This is a genomic window from Candidatus Acidiferrales bacterium (genome assembly GCA_035934015.1).
Taxonomy (GTDB): Bacteria; Acidobacteriota; Terriglobia; order Acidiferrales; family UBA7541; genus DAHUXN01.
Genome location: DASYYH010000026.1, coordinates 122,474 through 142,864, shown reverse-complemented (window position 1 = coordinate 142,864; position 20,391 = coordinate 122,474). Strand labels below are relative to the sequence as shown.

Genomic DNA, 20,391 nt, shown 5'->3' with positions numbered 1-20,391 from the left:
ACACCGGACCGAGCCGTACTGTTTCCTAGAATAGCAGATTTTCGGCCTGTTCTGCACCTGCCCGAAGGGATTAGGACTTTGCTCCTCTGGATGCAGTTGCAGGGCGCACCGTGACGCACTGGGACGTGAGATTTAGCCCGTTTCTCGGAGCATCTTTCGTTGAAATGCGGGCTATCTCGGAATAGAGTTACGCGACATTTTATTCTTTATCCGTCGAGGAGATTTATGGGGCTTCTACGCGACGTAAGAATTGCTTGGATTGCGGTCTTGTCGGGGACCGTTGTTGCGGCACTTTCTGCAACGGTCGTAGTTCGAGCGGCACGGCAGGATCAGGTGCAACGTGCGTCTTCCGTGCAGTCTGCTTCGTCCAGTCACCTGGAAAATGCCTTTGCGGCAGGCTGGATGCTCATCGACACGAACGAGAATGGGATCGCCGACGCGATTGACGGGCACGTTGTCGTACCCGCGCAGCCGACTGCCGCGGAGAATACGGCTGCGGCAAACCTCGCAGCTCGACTTGGTTATGGAACTTCTGGACTGACGCTCCCGATTGTAGCCACGACTGGCAAGACTGATGGCAAAGGGCCGCGAATTTGGATCGGTAAGAATGCGATGCCACAGGAAACGTCGAGCACGCTCGCCCCGTTGATTTCTATGCTGGAAAAAGGCGAAGGCGGCGTTTTCCTGACGGGCGACAATCTCGCGATTGTGGGCTTCGATGATACCGGTTTGCTGGCTGCGGCGGATGCATATTCAGCGCGCGCGCCGTATCAGTGGAAAGTTCCCGGCGAAGAACTCGACGAGATCGCCAAGGCGGTGGGCGCGGCGGCGCACGGCGGCGCGACGCAATTGATTGGCGTCACTTATGCGCAGAACATTCCCGGAATTCGACGCGCGTTTCTCCATGCCGACGGCACGATTTCGACGGATGATTTGCGCGGGGCATTTTCCTCGCCACATCTTGCAGCAGTGCGGCAACTCATCGTCATTGGCGGGCCGACGGTTGTCTCGGTCGAAAATCCGAAGCCGATGGCGGCGCAGGCCAGCGCGACGGATACAGAAACAAAGTCAACAACGACGCGCGCGGCTGGCGCCGGGGCCGAGGCTTCATCTGCAGCCGCACAAGAAGGGACGGAAGAAAATCCTTCGGAGCCGTCGCGGCGACTGGACCTCGCAACGCTCTACACCGGCAAAGGGCTGTTCAACGCAGCGCCGAAAATTCCTGTTCCTGCGACACTCAATGCACATCTTTACGTTCCCGCTGGAGCAGAAGGCGTAGCGATGGCCAATCTGGCGGCGCGCATGGGGCTGGAGACGACGGGAATTACGCTCCCGATTGCGTCGCCGGCAACCGATGCGAAAGCAAAGGACGTGAAGACGCAAGCGGTTATCGCGGGCGCGTCTGCGCTTACCGATGCGGCATTGAAGAAACTGAGCGATGAGGACACTGTCGCATCGCAGGCGGAGACGAGCCTTGCGTCGGGCGAAGGCGAGGCGCGGGTTGTGGACGATGCATTTCCAAAACACGGAGCGGTGATTATCAAAGGCGATGATGAAGGCTCCGTTGCAGCACTTGACCTCATCTCCGGACGTTTTCCGAACCTTTGGGAGCCAGGGAAACAATATCTCTCGATCGAGAACATTCGCTATGGCCTGCACCGTTTTTTTTCGCTGCATTCGAGCGCGGGCCAAGCGAGCGCGGCGCTCTACCATCTAGATCGTTGGATGAAGCAAATCAACGAGGCGAGCAGCGGAACCGCGGGCATTCATGATGTGAAGGCAAATGTTTATGTCGATTTAGCGGATCCCGGACTGGCGGATTATGTTCGCAAGACGATCGAGCAACAACTGCATGTTTCTGACGCGGATGTGCAAACGGGCAGTCTGCACGCGGGGACACAATGTTGCGATGCAAATCCGGCGCTGCATTACGAAGGACCGGAGACTGTGTTCCATCAGGCCAAGCCGACATTCAGCGAGGATCTCGTAATTCCATGGGAGGGCAATCGCCTGCTGCATGCTGTGGAAGGCGCGGCGCGCAAGATTCAGCCGAGCCAGCCCGTTACGGTTGTAGCGCGCGTCAGCGAAGGGCCTGAGGAGCGCCAGAAATTAACGGCGGCGATTGAGGCAATTCTTGCGCTTGCGGGCGTCGCGCGCGGGCACATGCACGTCGAAGTGCTTTGCGCGTTCAAGCAAGGTTACAGCTGGCTGATGGACGAAATTGCCCCGGAGCTCGCGAACAAATCAGTTGCCAAGGTTCAAATCGATTTCGCGAAAGACGCGGACGCGTCGCACGTGCGAACGATGTATTCGCAAGCGCGCTGGGTGCAGGAGCTTTACCCAGTGGACGAGATGGTGGCCCGAAAGCTTAATCTGCCGCTGGCCAAAATTACCTTCGACGAATTTATATCAAAACCGGGAGATCCAACCTATCGCGTTCATGCATTCGACGCGGCCGGGCATGAAATGCTATCCCGCGACTTTCGCGTTGCGACTGTGATGCAGCCATACAACGGCGTGATGCCGCGCTACGAGGAAGTGCAGGTGGAAACGGGATGGGTTCATATACAAAGCGCCGCGCACGTTCTTTTGGATGAGCGCATCCCGACGGATATTGAAGAATTCTGGGACCACTACCAGAACGTGACGCTGCCGCGCATCTACCAATTCATCATGGCGCAGGCGCACGGCGACGTTCGCGCGGAATATCAGCCGCTCTTCGATACGCTGCGAATGGATTTCCACATGAGCGAACCGGACTACAATCTCGGGCTCGACCATGAGCGAATCTCCTCGCTCGAAGCTCTGCAAGAAGACACGTTTTATGCGACGGATAATTTTTTCGACATGATGGGCGACCTGGAAACCGGGCATCCCTTCGACTACGCAGGGCGCATCATTCCGATTGTTCATCCTTCGGAGGACGGCAAGGATGGGCGCGTACATATCGAATTTTATGGAAAGCCCGCCGCCAATCCGCTGGTGCGGCTGAGCTGGACGGACGCGCAAGGAGCGCGCCATGAGAAAGAAAGACACCTGCCTGCGTTAAGCGGCGCATTCGGGCCGAGACTGATTCAGGCTCGCGTAAAAGCTGGAGAGCAAGGCGTCGAGAGCCTGACATGGTCGCTGCCTGCCGATTACCTGCACGACGAATATCAGGACTGGGTGAAGCTCGCGCCGCGCGAACAAGTGGAACACACGATTTTTTCGGTTGAGCAGGCTGAAGCGCAATTGCACTGGCTGGAAGAGATGCATGCAGCGGGAATTTATCGCGATGCGCTTGCCTATGCACATCTTCAGAAGATGGCGATGGAATTTGAGTTGCCGCGCCCGCTCACTGCGAAAGTTGATAGTCCGGAGCCGCGCGCTTATGTGAGTTGGGAAATTCCCGGTCCAGCCGACCCGCGACCGATGATCATGCAGGCGAGCAAATCGCCTGAAACATCAGGAGGCGAATCTGCGAACGCGGCAGGAGGAGAGATTGTCCAGTGGGATGAACCCATCAGCCCGGCAGGGAACGCGAGAATCCTCGCGCGCCTCGCAGCTTATCCGGGCGTCAACGTTTATTGGATGGGGCGAAGCTACCTGGGACAAAACATCTGGGCGGCGGACATCATGCAGCCGTCGCCGTCGCGCCTGCGATCCTGGGCGAAAGAGACGACGCTCAAGGCCTCCATCATTTATTCCGGACGGCAACATGCCAACGAAGTGTCGAGCACGAGCCATGTAGACAAGTTGGGCGAGCTGCTCGTCTCCGATCCGCAGACGCGCGTGCTGCTCAAGCAGGTCAACGTGGTGCTGCATCCCATCGACAATCCCGACGGCGCTCAGTTGTCGGTCGAGCTTGCGAAAATCACGCCCGACAATCTGTTGCATCCCGGTTACCACGGCTCGCTCGGCGCGGACGTCACCCAAGGACAGGCGGAAAGGGACCCGATTTATCCGGAATCGCGCACGCGGCCACTGCTGCTGCAGACGTGGCTGCCGGACGCTTTTCTGAATCCGCATGGCTATCCTTCGCACGAATGGATTCAGCCATTTTCCGAATACAGCGCCTGGGTGCAGACGCGCGAAAGCGCGAATCCGGGACGCGCATGGTGGATTCCGCGAGGTTGGTTCACAAGCATGGGTTATTTGCGCGATCCGGCGCATCCGGAAAGCGAGCAGATTGCGTACGCATTGCGCGACCGCATCGTCGCCGCTGAGCGCAGCGTGCCCGGCCTGCTGCCGCTCGAAAATCGCATGAATGCGCGCTATGAACGCTATGGCCAGCGCTGGGATCCCGATTACATGACGCAGCCAATCGTTGACGGCATTCGCATTTATATGGCGCTCAAAGGTTCGCCTGCCCCGGCGCGGAGCGGCGCGGGCGAGCTTTATGGCGGGGCTTCACCGAACATTACCTGGGACACAGGCTATACCGAAGCGCCCGACGAAACCGCTCACGGCGACTACATGAGATTGCTCGCGTCGGCTGGACTAGCATTCGACGAAGTCCATTTGAAGTATCTTGCACAAGGAAAACTCCGAATTACGCACACGGAAAAAGAAGTTTCCGGCGGCATCTCGTGGCAAGTGATGCGCGAAAGGCCGATTTTGCCGTCGGTCGCGCCTCCAACAAAGGATTCGCCAGCGCCGAATTTGCACCGCTGAAAATTCGAGATGGCAAATGCGTGCGAACTGTGGCACTGCACACGTCAGCGAGTTTGACGCTGCGGGCAAGCGGATGCTATAAAAGCTAACAGAAGCTTTTTCCCGGTGGGGCCGTGGCGCAGTTGGGAGCGCGCCTCGATGGCATCGAGGAGGTCGTGGGTTCGAATCCCATCGGCTCCACCATTTGCATCATCCGTAACGAATTGGCCTGCTAACTTCCCGGTTCACCACGATGCTTAGAAACTGCGGCGCATTGCGCGGGCAGACCCACGATTCTTGCCGGGCTTTGTTCCAAACCTAGCTGAAACGCACCGCGACGGATATCACTTCTCATCGGCGCCAGCTGATGCACCGCCAGAATCGGCGGGTACAGCAAGCGAATTGAAGAGCAGCGGATACGTATTTTCCGGCTGGCCGCGGAACTGGCATCGGAAGCCAATCAGCACGATGCGCCCCTGGCCGAACGGCACAGAAACCGCCGCGACTTTGCCTTCCAGATGTTGCTCGCCAAGGAGCCAGCCGCTCAGCAGCGGACTGGTCTTGGGATAAACAGCGAGGATGCGAATTCCATCGTGCTCGCCGAGTTGTGTGAATGGATCGACTTTGCGCGTTTCGCTGCCGGTGAATCGCGGCGGGCCGGATGGATTCTTCGGATCCCAAACATCGAAAGCTTGCGAGTTCACGAAAAACGCGACGGAATCCTTTTGCATTCCTTGTGTCTCGGGCAGGTCCGGGTCGACGTCAATGCGCAGCAACGAGCCCGGCCCGTAGAATTGCGTCGGGCCGACATTTGCCAGGACATTGCGCACAGGCAAACCGAATTCTTGAATGAGCAACTGGGAAGCGCTGTCCAGAGCAACAATGCGGCCGCCCTGCTTGGCGAAATCCTCGAGTGCCGTCACGCCGGGCAGGCCCAAGCCACCGACGTACTCAGGCCGCTGCACGACTCCCTGCCGAATGCCCTCCCCGCCGAATGCTGGCATTGCGCCCGGCTGCCATCCATGCAGCATGCTCTGCTCGCTCTGCTGCGGCAGAATAATCACGTCAAATTTCTGGCGCAGATTCCCGGCGCGAATGTCGGCATCGTGCAAATCCGTGTACGGAATCGCATAACGATCGAGCAGCCAGCGCGTCCAGCCAGCGTCCATATTTGCTTGCCAGGAATCGTAAAGGCCAATGCGGCCAATCTTCGTTCCTGCCGGAGGAGCGAAATGATGTGCAGGCTCGTCGATTTTCGTTGGGTCCGCGGAAATCGAAATGGGTTGATCCACATGAACGACATCCACGCCCATTTGCATCGGCAGCGTCCAGCCGGTCATATCGTAGGGACGCTTCGGTGGACCGCCGGGATAGAGCCGCAAATCCGGATAGTGTTGCGGCTCCATCAAATCGATGAGATACGGACGGAACGGCTGCGCCGTAGGCATCACAATCGTGCCTGCCGGATACGTTACGCCATTCACCGCGAAATCCCGCGTCGCCTTTTCGATTTGCACGCCGCCCATTTGCAAGGCGAAGAGCATGTCTCCGGTCGCAGTGGCGTCATGTTGCTTTTGCGGGATGATGTAGGCGTATGGTCCGCCCTTTTCGCCGAGGGCGATTTCGTCGTGGCACATCTTCCAAAAATCGAAAAGCCACTGATCTTTGCGCCGCGCAGCGATGTCGAGCACAGCCATGTCGCCGGTGATCATGTAATCGACGGCGTCCTTCAGATGCCACCAGCCGCCGCGCCACGGATTGGGATAGTATATGCTCGGCTCGACCGCAGAGACGCCGTTCGAGAAAGTCTTCGGTAGAGATTGCGGCGGATAGTAGCCGGGCGTCGCGTAATCAAACAGCGCGGTCTCCGTTAAAATTCCGATCATGTTGTGATAATAGGGCGCGGTTCGCATACCGCCGTTCCACCACATATCGAATTCCTGGCGCGAAACGGCGCCGGGCTGATTTTCTTCCTCGAACCGCCGTGTCATTGCGTCTCCGACGAGATTCACGCCGCGAACCACTTCGGCGGGAATGTTCGGATTCATGGGATCGTCAAACGGAGGAACGAAAATTCGTGACGGAAACGGGCCGGACTGATGCTGGTTGTAAACGATTTGTGGGAACCATTCCTGATAGAGCTCTTTGGCCACGTCGCGGCTTTCAATCTGATTGAACATGTACCAGTCGCGATTGTTGTCGTGGCCGACGTATTTGTTCCAGAGCTGAATGGTGGGCGCAAGTTCGTACGGTGTATTGACGTTTTTCTCGTACCAGTGCGCGACGATATCGAGACCGTCGGGATTGATCACCGGACACTGTACCAAGATGACATTGTCGCGGATGCGCTGCATCTCCGGCGTCTCTTCGCTCACGACCATGTATGCCAGCTCAGGTGACTGTTGCGCGCCAGCGACTTCTGTCGCGTGCAAACCGCCATCGATCCACACAACAGCCTTGCCTTCGTCCGCGAGCTTCTGCGCCGTCGCTCCATCGAGTTTCCCGGAGGCAAGTTGCTGAACGATGGAGCGGTAATGATCCAACTGGCGAAGATTTTCTTCGCTGGAAATAATGGCGATGAACATCTGGCGGCCGTAGCCAGTCGGTCCGACATTTTGCAGACGGATGCGCGGGCTCACAGCGGCGAGCGCCTGATAGTATTTGGTCATCTGCTCGAAGTCGGCCAAGTGATAATCCGCGCCCGGAGCGAAACCAAAAACAGATTCCGGCGTTGGCACGGGAGGCGGAACGGCCTTCTTGGGCTTCGGCGCCGCGACGGCCAAGGCCGCGCACAGAAAGACTGATGCAAGGACGATGAAGCTCTTGCTGATTCTTCGCACAGGACTCTCCTCACGGATGGCGAATTCTAGTGCCGCTCGACTGGGATTGGCAAATTCCATTGTGTCGCTTTGCATTAGTCGGTGGAACGGCACAGAACTGCAAACGGTTACAAGAAAAATCGCAAATTTCAACAAACTACTTGAACCAGCTATAGCCGATCGAAATCATGACGCTGCCATTCAAACCTGGGTTCAGCGTTCCCAGACTTGCGTTGGAGTGATGAACTCCCTGAATCTCGATATCCCACGAATGCTTTGGGCGCGTAAAAATGCGGAAACCAAATGCGCCCTGCGACGTGAAATTGACTGCAGAGGTGTTCCCCGGCGGCACGTTGGACGTGGTGAAGAGTACACCGCCAGCGATCAATGCATAGGGCGTAAATTTGGGATGGCTCGTGAAGTTCCATTCGAGGATGATGGGCTTGAAACTTCCACCATACACCGTCCCTCCGGGCTGCATCACCAGATACAAAGGAAGCGCTTCGCCTGCATATTCGAAATTTCCGCGAAACCAGCCGCCGAGATGATCACCGGTGAGAACTTTCCCGAAGCGTACTCCAGCGATAAGGAATTGCGTGTTGACCGAGTGACCCGCGCCCGTCCCGCCAGCGATAAGAGGCTCGATTTCGAATGCTCCGTCCGTCAGAGCTTGCGAAGTCAGATCCTGAGCGAACGCAGCCGGAGCGACAAGCAATAGCCAGAGCGCAATGAGCCGAAGTGGCATCCGTCTTTCCGGTGCGCGAATTTGCGACGAAACGCGGGCGAAGAGTATTCCACGCAGATATATCGGTCAAGCCCTTATATCTCTCGGAATTCATTCTGCAAAATCCAACCAAGAACGCGAGGCTTTCAGCATAGAATGCCTAGGCCATGGCCAAAGTCACTTTTCTCGGTGCGGTTGGAGCTGTCACGGGATCAAAATATCTTGTCGAGGCGGGCGGAAAGCGGCTGCTCGTCGATTGCGGACTCTTCCAGGGTTCCCGGGAATTGAAACAGCGCAATTGGGACGCGCTGCCGATCCCTCCGGCAAGCATCGATTGGGCCGTTCTCACGCACGCACACATTGACCACACCGGCTATCTGCCGCGACTGGTTCGCGAAGGCTTTCGCGGACCGATTTATGCGAATGCCGCTACACGCGAACTCTGCGAGCTTATGCTTACGGATTCCGCACACTTGCAGGAAGAAGACGCAGCGTATGCAATGAAAAAAGGATATTCGCGGCATAAACCGGCGCTGCCGCTGTATACCGTCAACGACGCGCAGCAGGCGCTGACGCGTTTTCAGGAGATTCCGCGCAAGGACACTTTCACGATTAGTCCCCAATTCACGGTAAAGCCTTCCGACGCGGGACACATTCTCGGCTCATCGTCACTTCAGATCACGATTACAGAAAACGGGAAATCGTCCGTGGTGGTTTTTTCCGGCGACGTCGGCCGTTACAATCAACCCATCCTCAATGATCCGCAGCCAATCGCCAAAGCGGATTACATCCTCTGCGAATCGACTTACGGCGACCGAGATCATCCGACGGCTTCTCCGTATGATGCGATCGCCGACATTGTTAACCGCGTGGTGAAACGGGGCGGCCTGATCGTAATCCCGTCGTTCGCCGTGGGCCGGACGCAAACGCTCATGTATATTTTCCGGCAATTGGAAGAGCAGCAGCGAATTCCACGACTGCCCACGTTCGTTGATAGTCCGATGGCGATCAGCGTGACGGACCTATACGTTCGGCATACGGAAGACCATAGTTTGCAATTCGTGCAACTGGAACACACGGGAAATCATGACCCACTGAATACGCACGAAGTTCACATGACTCGAACCGTTCAGGATTCTAAAAAGATCAACAGCATGAATTCGCCGTGCATCATTATTTCCGCCAGCGGCATGTGCACCGGCGGGCGCATCCTGCACCATCTGGCGCAAAGATTGCCGGATGCGCGCAACGTCGTGATTCTCGCAGGTTATCAGGCGGAAGGCACGCTCGGACGCCAGTTGCTGGAAGGCGCGAAATTTGCGCGCATTCATGGCGAACAAATTCCCGTTCGCGCCGAGATTCAGGAAGTAAGCCAATTTTCGGCGCATGGTGACCGCGGCGAGCTGGTCCGATGGCTTTCCGGCTTCGCTGCGCCGCCAAGGCAGCTATTTCTTGTGCACGGCGAACCCGCAGCGGCGCAATCGTTTCGCGGTACGGTCCAGGAAAAACTTCACTGGCCGGTCACGATTCCGGGCCAAGGTGACTCTTTCGATCCGCTGGCCTGAGGCCATGGCAAATCGCATAGAGCGTTCAGCGAATGCGCCACGAAAAGACAAAAACGCCGCGCGCGCATCCGCTGCGGGCGCATTCAAAGTAATTTCATTCAAGTCGGCGAAGGTTTGGGAAGCGTGGCTCGCGGAAAATCACGCAGCTTCCGTGGGAGTCTGGCTGCGCTTCTTCAAAAAAAGCTCGGGAGTCGGTTCCATCACGCATGACGAGGCTCTGGATGAAGCGCTGTGCTACGGCTGGATCGATGGGCAAATCCAAAAACACGATGACAAGTCGTGGCTGCAGAAGTTCACACCGCGGCGCGCAAGGAGTATCTGGTCAAAGCGAAATATCGAACACGTCGCGCGGCTGACTAACGCAAAAAAGATGAAGCCGGCGGGACTGCGGCAGGTGGAGGCCGCGAAAGCCGATGGCCGATGGGAGATGGCCTACGACTCGCCGAGCAATATGCAAGTTCCGAAAGATTTTCTCGAACGGCTCGCCGAAAACAAAAAAGCAGAGACTTTTTTCAAGTCATTAACGAGAGCGAACACATACGCAATTGGATGGCGCCTGCAAACAGCGAAGAAGCCGGAAACGCGCGAGAAGCGCATAAAGGCCATCCTACAGATGCTGGCAAAAGGCCAGAAATTTCATCCCTGAGCGGGGCAGGATAGCTATTTGGCGATTCAGAAACGCTTTCGGCGAATGTGAAATTTATTTTGCGGGCCGGAAAACCTTTTTGCAGGTTTGATATTCCAACAGACTAAACGCACCACTCGGGGGTGGGGAGCGACCACCACAGGGCAACCGACCTGCTTCTCACCCCATTCTTCTCGTGGTATATTTTGACCGTGATGAACGCCAAAATGAAGCATGGCCTCCAGCTTGCAAGACTGTATGGCATCAACGTGCGCAGCGCGCATTCCCATGGCAAGGGAGTTTGGTATTGGAATCTGAGGAACTTTCCCGGTGCCTACTTCGACGCCAATGGAGTAGTCGTTTTCCAGACAGAGCAAGAGTATCGAAGCTGCCCCAATCTTACCGTCTACGACAATAACACTCAGGTGTTCTATGGCGGCATTAGAAATCTTCCAGGTTATACAGAACTAACCCCGCCCCCGACGGCACTCTAAAATTTTGGAGTGCGACCACTGCTGTTCTTAAGGGGGAGTTTCTCCAAGCGCTTCTCGGCCTCGGCGAGAGTGAATTCTTTTTTGCAGAATGTGAAGCGGAGCTGTTGCGCGCCGTCGGCGGGATCGTGGTAGAAACTCGAACCGGGCACGGCCGCGACGCCGATTTCCTTCACCAGATAACGGGCGAATTCGACATCGTTCGGGAACCCAAAATTCGAAATGTCGGTCATGATGTAATACGCGCCGCGCGGCTTGAAGCATCGAAAACCTGCATCGGTCAAGATTCCGAGCAAGCGGTCCCGCCGGACGAGATAATCCTGCGCGAGTTGCACGTAATACGCATCGGGAAACCGCAGCGCCACAGCGCCCGCTTCCTGCAATGGTGCGGCGGCGCCAACGGTCAAAAAATCGTGCACCTTGCGAATCGCGGAACTGACATCCGGTGGAGCGATGGCCCAGCCAACGCGCCATCCTGTGACGCTGTAGGTCTTGGAAAGCGCGTTGATTGTGATCGTGCGCTCACGCATGCCGTCGATCGCTGCGCCAGCGATATGCTTCGCTCCGTCATAAAGCATGTGCTCGTAAATTTCATCGGTGATTAAATACGCGTCATGCCGGATGCACAAATCGCGAATCGTTTCGAATTCCTGCCGCGTGAAAACTTTTCCCGTCGGATTATTCGGCGTATTGAGAATGATCGCCTTCGTTCTGCTTGAAAATGCGCGCGAAAGCTCATCGGGATCGAACGTCCACTCCGGCGCGCGTAGGCGAACGAAGCGAGGCGCAGCGCCGCTCAAAATCGCATCCGGCCCGTAATTTTCGTAGAACGGCTCGAAGACCACGACTTCATCGCCGGGATTAATGATGGCCATCATCGCCGCCATCATGGCTTCGGTCGAGCCGCAGCAAACGGTGATTTCGCGCTCCGGGTCGATGGCGATTCCGTGCTGGCGTTCGAACTTCTCCGCAATGGCGTTGCGCAGAGATTTCGCGCCCCAGGTGATGGCATATTGGTTCACGTCGCGCGCAATCGCGTCGCGCGCGGCGGCTTTGATTTCCTCCGGCGCAGCGAAATCGGGGAATCCCTGCGACAAATTCACGGCATTGTGCGCCATCGCGAGCCGCGTCATCTCGCGAATCACCGATTCGGTGAATTGCGCAGCCTTCGCCGAAAGACGCGCCTCGTTCGCCACTGCGCCCGTCGCGGGATTCATTGCTTGCCTCCGTACAACTGGTGATAGAAGGTCGCGTTGCGCGTCACGATTTCCACATATTCTCGCGTTTGCGTGAACGGAATCGATTCCACAAATTCCGGCAGCTCGGAATATGTTTGCCCCGTCTGCCACAGCGTCACGCGATCTTCTCCGGCATTGTACGCCGCCAGAGCCGCTTCCACGCTGCGAAAACTTTTCAGAAGGTCGCTCAGGTAGATGGTCCCCAGGCGCAGATTATAGGCCGGATCGAACAAACGCTCCTCCGAGTAGCGCACGCGGAGGTTATGCGCATAAATCTTTGCCGTCGGAGGAATCAACTGCATCAAGCCGTATGCATTTGCGGTTGAGTGCGCATCTTTTTCAAACGCGGATTCCTGGTGAATCAGCCCCGCAACAATCATGGGATCGAGGCGCGCGCGCCGCGAATCGCTGCGGATCTGCGACGCGTATGGCAAAGGGAAATAAAGCATCCACGCTTCGTGCGGCTCCTCTGCCAGCGGCCGCGATTCGAGAGATGGATAGATTGTCCGCAGAGCGACGATCGCTCCACCGTAATGTTCCGCGTTGGTGGCGGCGCGTGCGATGGCGAACTGCAGCGGCGCTGCGTGCGTTGCACTATAAGCCGCGTGCAGCTCAAGCAAGGCATCATCGTCGTCTGCGATCGTCTCGAGAGCAGTGGCGCGTTGCACCCGCGCGAAAGCGCCGGCTGGCTCCTGTGTACTTACGGGCGATACTGGCGATAGAGGCCGAATCCCGTCGAGGACTGGCAGCCAGGCTTCCTGACCCTTGCCGAGCGCATGAAGCTGGGCCTGCGCATGCGCGGCGAAATAATTGTTCGGGAACCGCTGGCACAATTTTTCGAAATACGACCGCGCGTCGGCGTTCTGTTTTGCCTGCTGCGCCAGGCGTCCCAGCCAATAAAGAGCATCGGGCGTATAACTCGACTGCGGGTGGTCGCGCAGGAATTTTTGGATGAGCACATCGGCACCGTCACGATGACCCATGTATGCGGCCCAAGCCACGCGCCACTGCGCATTGATGGCGTCATCGCTGGCCGGGAATTTATCGACGACTTGCTGGTAATACGTGGCTGCTTTATCGCGATTGAGTTTGACCCAGTAATAATTTCCGGCAGAAAAGAGCGCTCGTTCCGCCCATGGACTGGTTGGCGCGGCGGACTGCGCCTTGGCGAGGGCATTCGCTATTCCTGTATCGTCCTGCAAAGTCCAATAGGCCTGCAAAAGGTAATAATCCCGCTCAGCTTCGGTATTCGGCTCCTGCAACTGAATCGAGGCGAGCGCTGACGGGTCGGCTCCCAACTGCACCTTGCAGTCCGCGGCGCGCACTTGAGCCTGCTCATCATCGGGTCCGTCAGCAGACAAGACGCTGCCATAAGCCTCTTCCGCATCCTGCCAGCGATGCGCCTGGAAGAGTATGTCCGCGCGCTCGAGCATGTCGGCGGTCATCGGCTTCGGATATGCGCTGCCCAATTCGCTCGCGAGGAAAACGGCTTTCTGACCTGCCTCCTCCGCGCTCGCGCTCAATGGATAGTGGTCGTAAACCGTGAGGTAGTCGCCTGCCGCAGCGATTTTGTCACCGGCTTGCTCGTGCGCTTGTCCGCGAAGAAAGAGTAAATCGGGGTTTGTGTTGATGTCTTTCGCGGTTGCCAGCGCGTCGAGCGCTTTTTGCGGTTCGGTCAAAGAGATGGCAGTTTCCGCCAGCGCCTGAAGACCAAGGTCGCCAATCACGCTCTGCGGATACTCTTGGCGCAAGGTCTCGAGCTGATCGAGCGCGGCGGCGTTGTTATTCAGATTGCGGTCCACCTGCGCGCTCCAGAACAAAACATAATCGCCGAGCAGCGTCTCCCGCTTGGCAATATCCAGCCATTTCCGCGCGTCTTCGTATCGCCCGCCGTTGTAATCGAAGCCGCCGAGCTCGAGCGCTGCCCGCGCTCCCAGTTCTTCCTTGGCGTGCGCTGTGGCAAATGCGGCGAGCGTGCGATACGCCGAGCCGGGCTCTTTTTCGTTCTTTAGCTCGCGCGACAGCAATGACAGTTGCCTGGCCTCCGTGCCGAAGCGCGATGGCTTCGCGGCTTGAGGGCTAGCGGCAGGCTTTTTCGTTCCAGCTTGTTTTGCGGCTGGCTTTGCAGCCGGCTTCGCATTGGCCGCTTGCGCGCAAAGCGCCCGCGGCGCGAGCAAGAACAAAAAGCACGCGCACAGGGCAACGAATCTCATGTGGGCAGGATGCGAGATCCTCTCCGTCCATTTCAGCTTCGTCAATTTCATCGGGCGCGAATCACCGGCGTAGAACGGGTGAGGGATAGGGATATTCTCCGAGGGTTTCCGGGTCGCCGTCGCCCAAAATTTCCACCATCCAATGGCGGAAATAATCGACGGGCTGCTCGAGTATTTTTTGAAAGCGGCGATCATATTCTCTCCGCGCCTTGTCGAGTTCTCCGCGAAGCCGCACGCAAATGTCTTTATGCTCCTGGCCTTTGCGGACGTCCGCCGGTTTCAGCATTTTAATATCTTGCATGGATACTTTGGCTACGCGATTCGCCCGCTTGTGCAGTTCCTGTTCATCAGGCGGCAAATCCGCGATGCGAAATGCGACCGGCTCCGGTTCTGGCGCCTCTACAGGTTCGGATGCGACGTCCTCCTCAACGGTAGCCTCGATTTCCGCGGCTGGTTCTTCTTCCGCCTCGGTCACGGGCGCATGTGCAGTTGGAACTGGAATTTCCGGCGGAGGCAATTTCTGCTGTCGCGGGGCTGGCGCTTCGGCTACCGCTACGGTAGGCGCATCGTCTCCACTTTCTTCGTCGTCTATGTCGCGGCCGTGGTCCTTCATGGCATTCGAGATGAAATCCGACAGAACGGAAAGGCTCGCGGCCAATGAAGCTGAGGTTGCCCGCACACGCAGCATAGCGGGCAGAGTGTTGGTCGGCCTCACCGACGAACAGGCCGAGACGAGGTCAGCGAAGGCCTGTTGCAAGTCTTCGAGCGTCTTCTGCAAAGGCAGAAGATTGTCGCGAACGGCGCGCGAAACCGCCGCCTCCAAGGCGCGTTCCCGGGTTTTTTGAGCATCGCCCATGCGTGAGTGTGCCCTGTCCGCGATTATGGAAACGCTGGGAAAAAGTGTCAACACGCATTGCGGAAGCCGGTTCCTTCCCCACGACAGGAGACAGCAAGAATCCCGCCGTCAGATAGCAGGCGGGATCCTTTCCACAGTCATTGGCTTGCAGAAGCTCAGCGAGAAAATTACATCCCGCCGGCTCGCGGCTTGATGAGCTCATCGAGATAATCCGGCTTGCTGGAGTCTCTCACGAGATGCGGGTAGCGATCTCCGCCGCGATAATCCACGTCAACGGTTTTCAGGAAATCGTCGTTGACGCTTAACAGCAGATGAATCGGCTCTCCGCCATTCATGTTTGCCTTGACGGCATCCTCCAACAGCTCGGGCTTGAAAACACGGCCATTCACAGCAATGATTTTCATTCCCGCCGTAACTCCCGCTTTGTAGGCAGCTCCGCCAACGATCGAATCGCGAACCGCCCCGTCTGCTCCCAATTGCAGGCCGAGGGAGTATTCGTCGCCCGGATTGCCGCCGCGCAAGCCCTGCTCAGGAGGCTGGCTCGAAAGCTCTACCTTCCATCCGCCATTCTCGATTCCTCCCACAGGCGCCTCTGGAGAGAGAGACGTGAGCCGCTCGTGCAAGAACTTCGCCCAATCGTACGGCACGATTTGATTCAGCGACGCGACGACGCCGTCGAAAGTGTAAGTTTTCAGTTCGGGTCCGTTGTTTGGGCCGCCATGAAACAGATGGCAGAAATCGTCAATCGATTTTGCGCCATTGCTTTGCTGGTGGATGATCGTCGCGACCTCGAGCCAGAGCAAATCTCCCTCTGGATAGTAATCTGAGCCGCGGCGCCAGTTCGCCCAACCGCCGCCGCCGCGAACGCCCGGGATTGCCGTTGCCGTGTCCTGCAAATCGCGCCATGTGCGGCCGGGCGTGCCGGGACCAAGATTGGCCGCGATGCTGGCGAGATATTCGTGATATTGCTGGGGCGTCCAAAGGCCGCTGCGCGCCGCGAGCATCGGCCCAAGAAAATCCGTCAGGCCCTCATAGACCCACAGCAAATCATCCTGCATCGGCGTTTCGTATTCCGGCGTCGCCAAATCCGCTGGGCGGCGGAATTTGCCGTTCCACGAATGCATGAACTCGTGCGAGAGCAAGCCGCCGAGCATCATTTCGGCGTTCGGACCGATTAACGCTCGTTCCGGCAGGCGGCTGTCATTGCTTTCGTGATGCTCGAGGCCGAAGTGCGCCACGTGGTCGCTGAGCGTCAGCAGAAAATGGTAATCGCGATAGTGGCGCGAGCCGAACAACTTTCCCGATTCGGCCACCAGATTCGTCATTTTCTGGATCGCGTCCGGGCTGATATTCAGCGCCGCCTCGCTATCGGCCACAAGGTCGAGCTCATGATGAATCGGCTCGCCCGGAGGCGTGATGTTGATCGCGCGGTAATACTCGCCGGCAATCACCGGGGAATCCACGAGGCGATTCAGCGACACGGGCTGAAATGTGATTTCATCTCCCGCAGCGCTCTCCACCGGCAGCGGCGTGCCGTACTTCCATCCGCTCGGAACTTTGAGGCGCGCGTGGAACATGATGTCCTTTGCCGGTTCACCTGCAGGATACAAAACATTCTGGTTCCAGCTGATCACCACGAGCTTGTCCGTTGACGAAGGCGCGCCTGTCGCAAAACCTCCGCCGCTCGGTTCGAGATACATGAAATCCACATCAAGGCGTTCGATACCCTCGGGGACATTGACGTGAAACGTGAAAACGTCGAGCAAATCGCGCTGCCATGGAATCGCCTGGCCATTCGCGCTGAATTTCAGTCCCGTGAGGTTCGAGATCGGTCCATCGGGCCCGTGCTCGCCGGGAATCCACTTTGGAAAATAGAGCGTCAGAGGCCCGGGATGCACAGGCATGATCATGTGCGTCCGCACATAGCCCAGCGGGACGCTGGTCGCGTCCACGGTCAATTGAATTGCGCCGGCTTGCGCGAATGCCGCAGGTGCAGCCAGCAGAAAGATCAACGCAAAGAGAGACGCCAAGCGATAATTCGATCGAGTCATTAGAAATCTCCTTCTGGACGCATGATGAAAGCAAAATTCGTTCATTAGAGCTGTCGGAACCGCAAATCATACCGCGAGAAACACTTTCGTCAATCGAGGAATTGCAAATTCGAAAATTTGCGGAGTCATTTCAGCAGCAAAAACGCTTCGAAGGGAAAAGCCCTCAGACTTTCAGTTTTTCTTCGAGGCGGGATTTTATTTCCGGCCATTCTGAATCGATGATGCTGAAATAAATCGAGTGGCGAATTCTGCCGCTGGCAGTAATCATGTGATTGCGAAAGATGCCCTCTTGCCTCGCGCCGATGCGCAAAATCGCGTTGCGTGATTTTTCATTCAGCGAATCCGTTTTCAACTCCACGCGCATGCATCCAAGGACTTCAAACGCGTGGCGCAGCAACAAGTATTTGCACTCCGTATTCACCGCTGTGCGCTGCCACTGCCTTGCAACCCACGTCCAGCCAATCTCGACGCGGCGATGCATTCGCTCGATGCTGGCGTAACGCGTCGAGCCAATCACCTGACCCGATTTTTTTTCGATGATTGCGAATGGCAGCGAAACGCCACGCGCCTGGTCGGCAAGGGCGACCTCGACGTATGCCGCCATCTCTTGCGGCGTGCGGACAGGATCGGGAATCCATCGCCACAATTCTTCGTCGAGGCCAATGGCAGCGAGCGCGGCATGATGCGCACGCGAAAGAGGTTCCAGCCGGACGTGCCGTCCTTCGAGCGTCGCAGGAGCAATCATCATTTCTTTCGTCACGTCTTTCACTGGGGCTTCAGCCATCCATTCTCGCTTTCGTCTGTTTCGCGGCCCGCTGCGCCGCTTATCGTCGCACATTCTACGCGGCGACCCGTCTTCCGCGAAGAATTCCCTTCTTGTATCTCTCCTGCCATTTTGGACTGCCGCTTCGCATACGATGGTCGACAAATCTCGGTTCCGAGAGTTAAGATGTCCGCATCGAAAAGCTTTTCGCGGAGGTTTTGTTCATGCGCCGCACGGCTTTTTTCGTTGCATTTCTGGCATGCATCGTCGTTTCGGCCGGCGCCTATTCCCAGAGTCAACCTCAGCCGCCGCAACCCGGCCATCAGTCTGCGCAGCAAGTTTGGATCGGCTTCGTCACGGACACGCATTGCGGCACGCACTGCCAGGTCACCTCGAACATGACGCCGGATTTGAAGTGCGTCCGCCTGTGCGTGGAACGCGGCTCGAAGTATGGACTGTGGTCGGATAATAAAGTGTATGAACTCGATCCGCAATCGCTGGCTGCGAAATTTGCCGCCAAGAGCGTCAGGGTCACGGGGACAATGACACGCACAGCCGACGGCGGAAAGATTCTCGCTGCTTCTATCGTTCCCACGGAGACCGCACCGCCTCTTTTCAAGCCAGCAAGCCACTGACAAGCGCGACGAGTCAGTTCATGTTAAGACGTACGTCCTCATAAGGTAGCAACGAGCGGAGCGCGATCTTGCCTGATCGCCTGACGCATTAGAGGCTCGTTATGAACGGAATCAACTTCATCTGACGTTTCGGCTTTTCTCTCGACTATCCCCAGGATCGTCGGCGGATTTGGTGGAGGCGGGGGGAGTCGAACCCCCGTCCGAGAGACCTTGTAGCACGAAGACTACATGCTTAGCTCGTTCGCATGCGGCCATGCCTTGCGGCATTCCGCTGTTCGCCGCCCGCGCTCAGAGCGAGCAAGAAACGCGGCCAGCTAGCCCGATAGTCTCGCCGACGCATTACGGGCCGAAATGCGCCAGCCAGTCCACCTTGTGACGCCTCGTCCTCCCCGCGTGGGCGACAGGAAGGGAGACGCGCTACTTAGTTTTTAATTAAGCAGCGAGAGCCAACTGCGTATTGGCAGTTGTATTGTTTCACCCGATTGCGGGCAGGTGACGCCCGGCATGCCTTCGGGCCGCGACAGCCTCCGTCGAAACCGTTTCGCCCCCGAATTACGACTCTTCGCTATATTATCATGGTGCGGAAACACATGCCCGAGTTGGCATCACGAAGCATCACGGCATACTATGGTGGCCATGGAGACACTCACATACAAAGGCGTGGTGCATCCGTGGCACTGCGATCACATGGGACACATGAACGTGATGTGGTACACGGGAAAATTCGACGAAGCGACGTGGAATTTATTCGCCGAGCTCGGAATCACGCCGTCATATATGCGCGAGCAACACCGTGGCATGGCCGGCGTGCAGCAAAACACAACCTACAAAGAAGAACTGTTCGCGGGTGACGTAGTCGAAGTCAGATCGCGCGTACTCGAGGTGCGCGAAAAAGTGATTCGCTTTGTGCATGAGATGCGCAACATCGAAAAAAATACGGTGGCAGCCACCAGCGAATTGACTGCCGTGCACCTGGATCGGCGAACGCACAAGTCGTGTCCATTTCCGCCGGCAATTCGCGCTGCGGCAGAAGCGCGATTGCAGCGGGAATCCCGCGCCCGAAAGTGAGGCGTGTTGATTTGAGATCCCCGAAGAATTGTGGACTCGCCTAAATCTTCTTGCTCTTCTAGAGCACAACACGTCTCATCATCGTGGCGAAGCGGCGAACGCGGCGGTCATTATATTTTCTAAAGTGCAAGCGGCATTCGCGCCGACTCGCCTTTTCGCAATTTACTTCGCGGGCTTTTCGGCTGGCAGCGGATTATTGTTCACGTACTTGCAAACATCCTTGACCGCGTTGCTCAGCAAAATCGTAGACGTGGCGAACACCGCCGTCCCGCCCTTGCGATATAACGTAAACCGATAGCGTTCGGGCCAGCCCCGGGCGTCGAGCATGTAATCCGACTCTTTGGAATTGATCGTTATCGTCACATTGGGGCATTTTTCCTGAAGATATTTGACGATGTCGGCGGGAGATACCATCGACGCCGGAGACATCACCAGTTTCACCGGCGGCGCTGGCTTCGGCTTCGCATATCCCGCGCCGGAAATGAGCGCCAGCGATAACAGCGCAATGGCAGGCACGATTTTCGTTCTCATCGATTCTCTCCTCCGCGCCTTTCTGCGCGCGGTTTCCGCCCGACTCTCGCTCCAGAGTGCCACACACTCGCCGCAGGCCTCTCACTTTTTTCGACGGCCTGTGCGCAGGGAGGGTTGCACAAGCCGCACAGGAAATTGATTCTTTGGGCAAGAAGTGCGGAGGCGCAGCCCTTCGCGCGC

General features: G+C 57.2%; 14 protein-coding genes, 1 tRNA gene and 1 other RNA gene. 7 read left to right on the top strand and 9 right to left on the bottom strand.

Features of this window, described 5'->3' with window-relative positions:
- Positions 1-225: 225 nt before the first annotated feature.
- The gene (locus tag VGR81_12955; GenBank protein ID HEV2289846.1) at positions 226-4,653 is read left to right on the top strand and encodes a M14 family metallopeptidase; all 4,428 of its coding nucleotides are present in this window, start codon (positions 226-228) and stop codon (positions 4,651-4,653) included.
- A gap of 107 nt (positions 4,654-4,760) precedes the next feature.
- Positions 4,761-4,836: transfer RNA gene (locus VGR81_12950), tRNA-Ala, on the top strand.
- A 140-nt stretch (positions 4,837-4,976) separates the two neighbouring features.
- Here the strand turns inward: VGR81_12950 and VGR81_12945 are convergent.
- Positions 4,977-7,472, bottom strand: coding sequence for a M14 metallopeptidase family protein (locus tag VGR81_12945; protein HEV2289845.1), 2,496 nt, complete (start codon positions 7,470-7,472; stop codon positions 4,977-4,979).
- Positions 7,473-7,608: 136 nt separating this feature from the next.
- Positions 7,609-8,196, bottom strand: coding sequence for an acyloxyacyl hydrolase (locus tag VGR81_12940; GenBank protein HEV2289844.1), 588 nt, complete (start codon positions 8,194-8,196; stop codon positions 7,609-7,611).
- A 146-nt stretch (positions 8,197-8,342) separates the two neighbouring features.
- Between VGR81_12940 and VGR81_12935 the strand changes: the two genes are divergently transcribed.
- The 3 genes from VGR81_12935 to VGR81_12925 all read left to right on the top strand — a co-directional run bounded on the left by VGR81_12935 (position 8,343) and on the right by VGR81_12925 (position 10,859).
- Positions 8,343-9,740, top strand: a complete 1,398-nt coding sequence (locus tag VGR81_12935) for an MBL fold metallo-hydrolase (protein ID HEV2289843.1) — start codon at positions 8,343-8,345, stop codon at positions 9,738-9,740.
- 4 nt (positions 9,741-9,744) lie between these two features.
- Entirely contained in the window at positions 9,745-10,386 is a 642-nt protein-coding gene (locus VGR81_12930) for a YdeI/OmpD-associated family protein (GenBank protein ID HEV2289842.1), read from the top strand.
- A 206-nt stretch (positions 10,387-10,592) separates the two neighbouring features.
- Entirely contained in the window at positions 10,593-10,859 is a 267-nt protein-coding gene (locus tag VGR81_12925; protein HEV2289841.1) for a hypothetical protein, read from the top strand.
- Here VGR81_12925 and VGR81_12920 read toward each other — a convergent pair.
- The 5 genes from VGR81_12920 to VGR81_12900 all read right to left on the bottom strand — a co-directional run bounded on the left by VGR81_12920 (position 10,856) and on the right by VGR81_12900 (position 17,998).
- A complete protein-coding gene (locus VGR81_12920) occupies positions 10,856-12,073 on the bottom strand; it encodes an aminotransferase class I/II-fold pyridoxal phosphate-dependent enzyme (GenBank protein HEV2289840.1) in 1,218 nt (405 codons plus the stop codon). The genes VGR81_12925 and VGR81_12920 overlap by 4 nt on opposite strands.
- Positions 12,070-14,307, bottom strand: a complete 2,238-nt coding sequence (locus VGR81_12915; protein HEV2289839.1) for a transglycosylase SLT domain-containing protein — start codon at positions 14,305-14,307, stop codon at positions 12,070-12,072. Before VGR81_12915 ends, VGR81_12920 begins: the two co-directional genes overlap by 4 nt.
- A gap of 61 nt (positions 14,308-14,368) precedes the next feature.
- Entirely contained in the window at positions 14,369-15,163 is a 795-nt protein-coding gene (locus VGR81_12910; protein ID HEV2289838.1) for a hypothetical protein, read from the bottom strand.
- Positions 15,164-15,330: 167 nt separating this feature from the next.
- Positions 15,331-17,214, bottom strand: coding sequence for a hypothetical protein (locus VGR81_12905; protein ID HEV2289837.1), 1,884 nt, complete (start codon positions 17,212-17,214; stop codon positions 15,331-15,333).
- Between the two features lie 163 nt (positions 17,215-17,377).
- On the bottom strand, positions 17,378-17,998 hold the full coding sequence (locus VGR81_12900) for a GNAT family protein (protein HEV2289836.1): 621 nt from the start codon (positions 17,996-17,998) through the stop codon (positions 17,378-17,380).
- 203 nt (positions 17,999-18,201) lie between these two features.
- Here VGR81_12900 and VGR81_12895 point away from each other — a divergent pair, with 203 nt between their 5' ends.
- Positions 18,202-18,612 carry a hypothetical protein gene (locus tag VGR81_12895; GenBank protein ID HEV2289835.1) on the top strand — a complete coding sequence of 137 codons (411 nt, stop codon included), beginning with the start codon at positions 18,202-18,204 and terminating at the stop codon, positions 18,610-18,612.
- A 170-nt stretch (positions 18,613-18,782) separates the two neighbouring features.
- Here the strand turns inward: VGR81_12895 and ssrA are convergent.
- Positions 18,783-19,161: a transfer-messenger RNA gene (gene ssrA / locus VGR81_12890) on the bottom strand.
- Positions 19,162-19,248: 87 nt separating this feature from the next.
- On the opposite strand from ssrA, the gene VGR81_12885 reads away from it, so the two are divergent.
- Entirely contained in the window at positions 19,249-19,680 is a 432-nt protein-coding gene (locus VGR81_12885; protein HEV2289834.1) for a thioesterase family protein, read from the top strand.
- A 162-nt stretch (positions 19,681-19,842) separates the two neighbouring features.
- Here VGR81_12885 and VGR81_12880 read toward each other — a convergent pair whose 3' ends face one another.
- Positions 19,843-20,211, bottom strand: coding sequence for a hypothetical protein (locus tag VGR81_12880; GenBank protein HEV2289833.1), 369 nt, complete (start codon positions 20,209-20,211; stop codon positions 19,843-19,845).
- Positions 20,212-20,391: the final 180 nt, after the last annotated feature.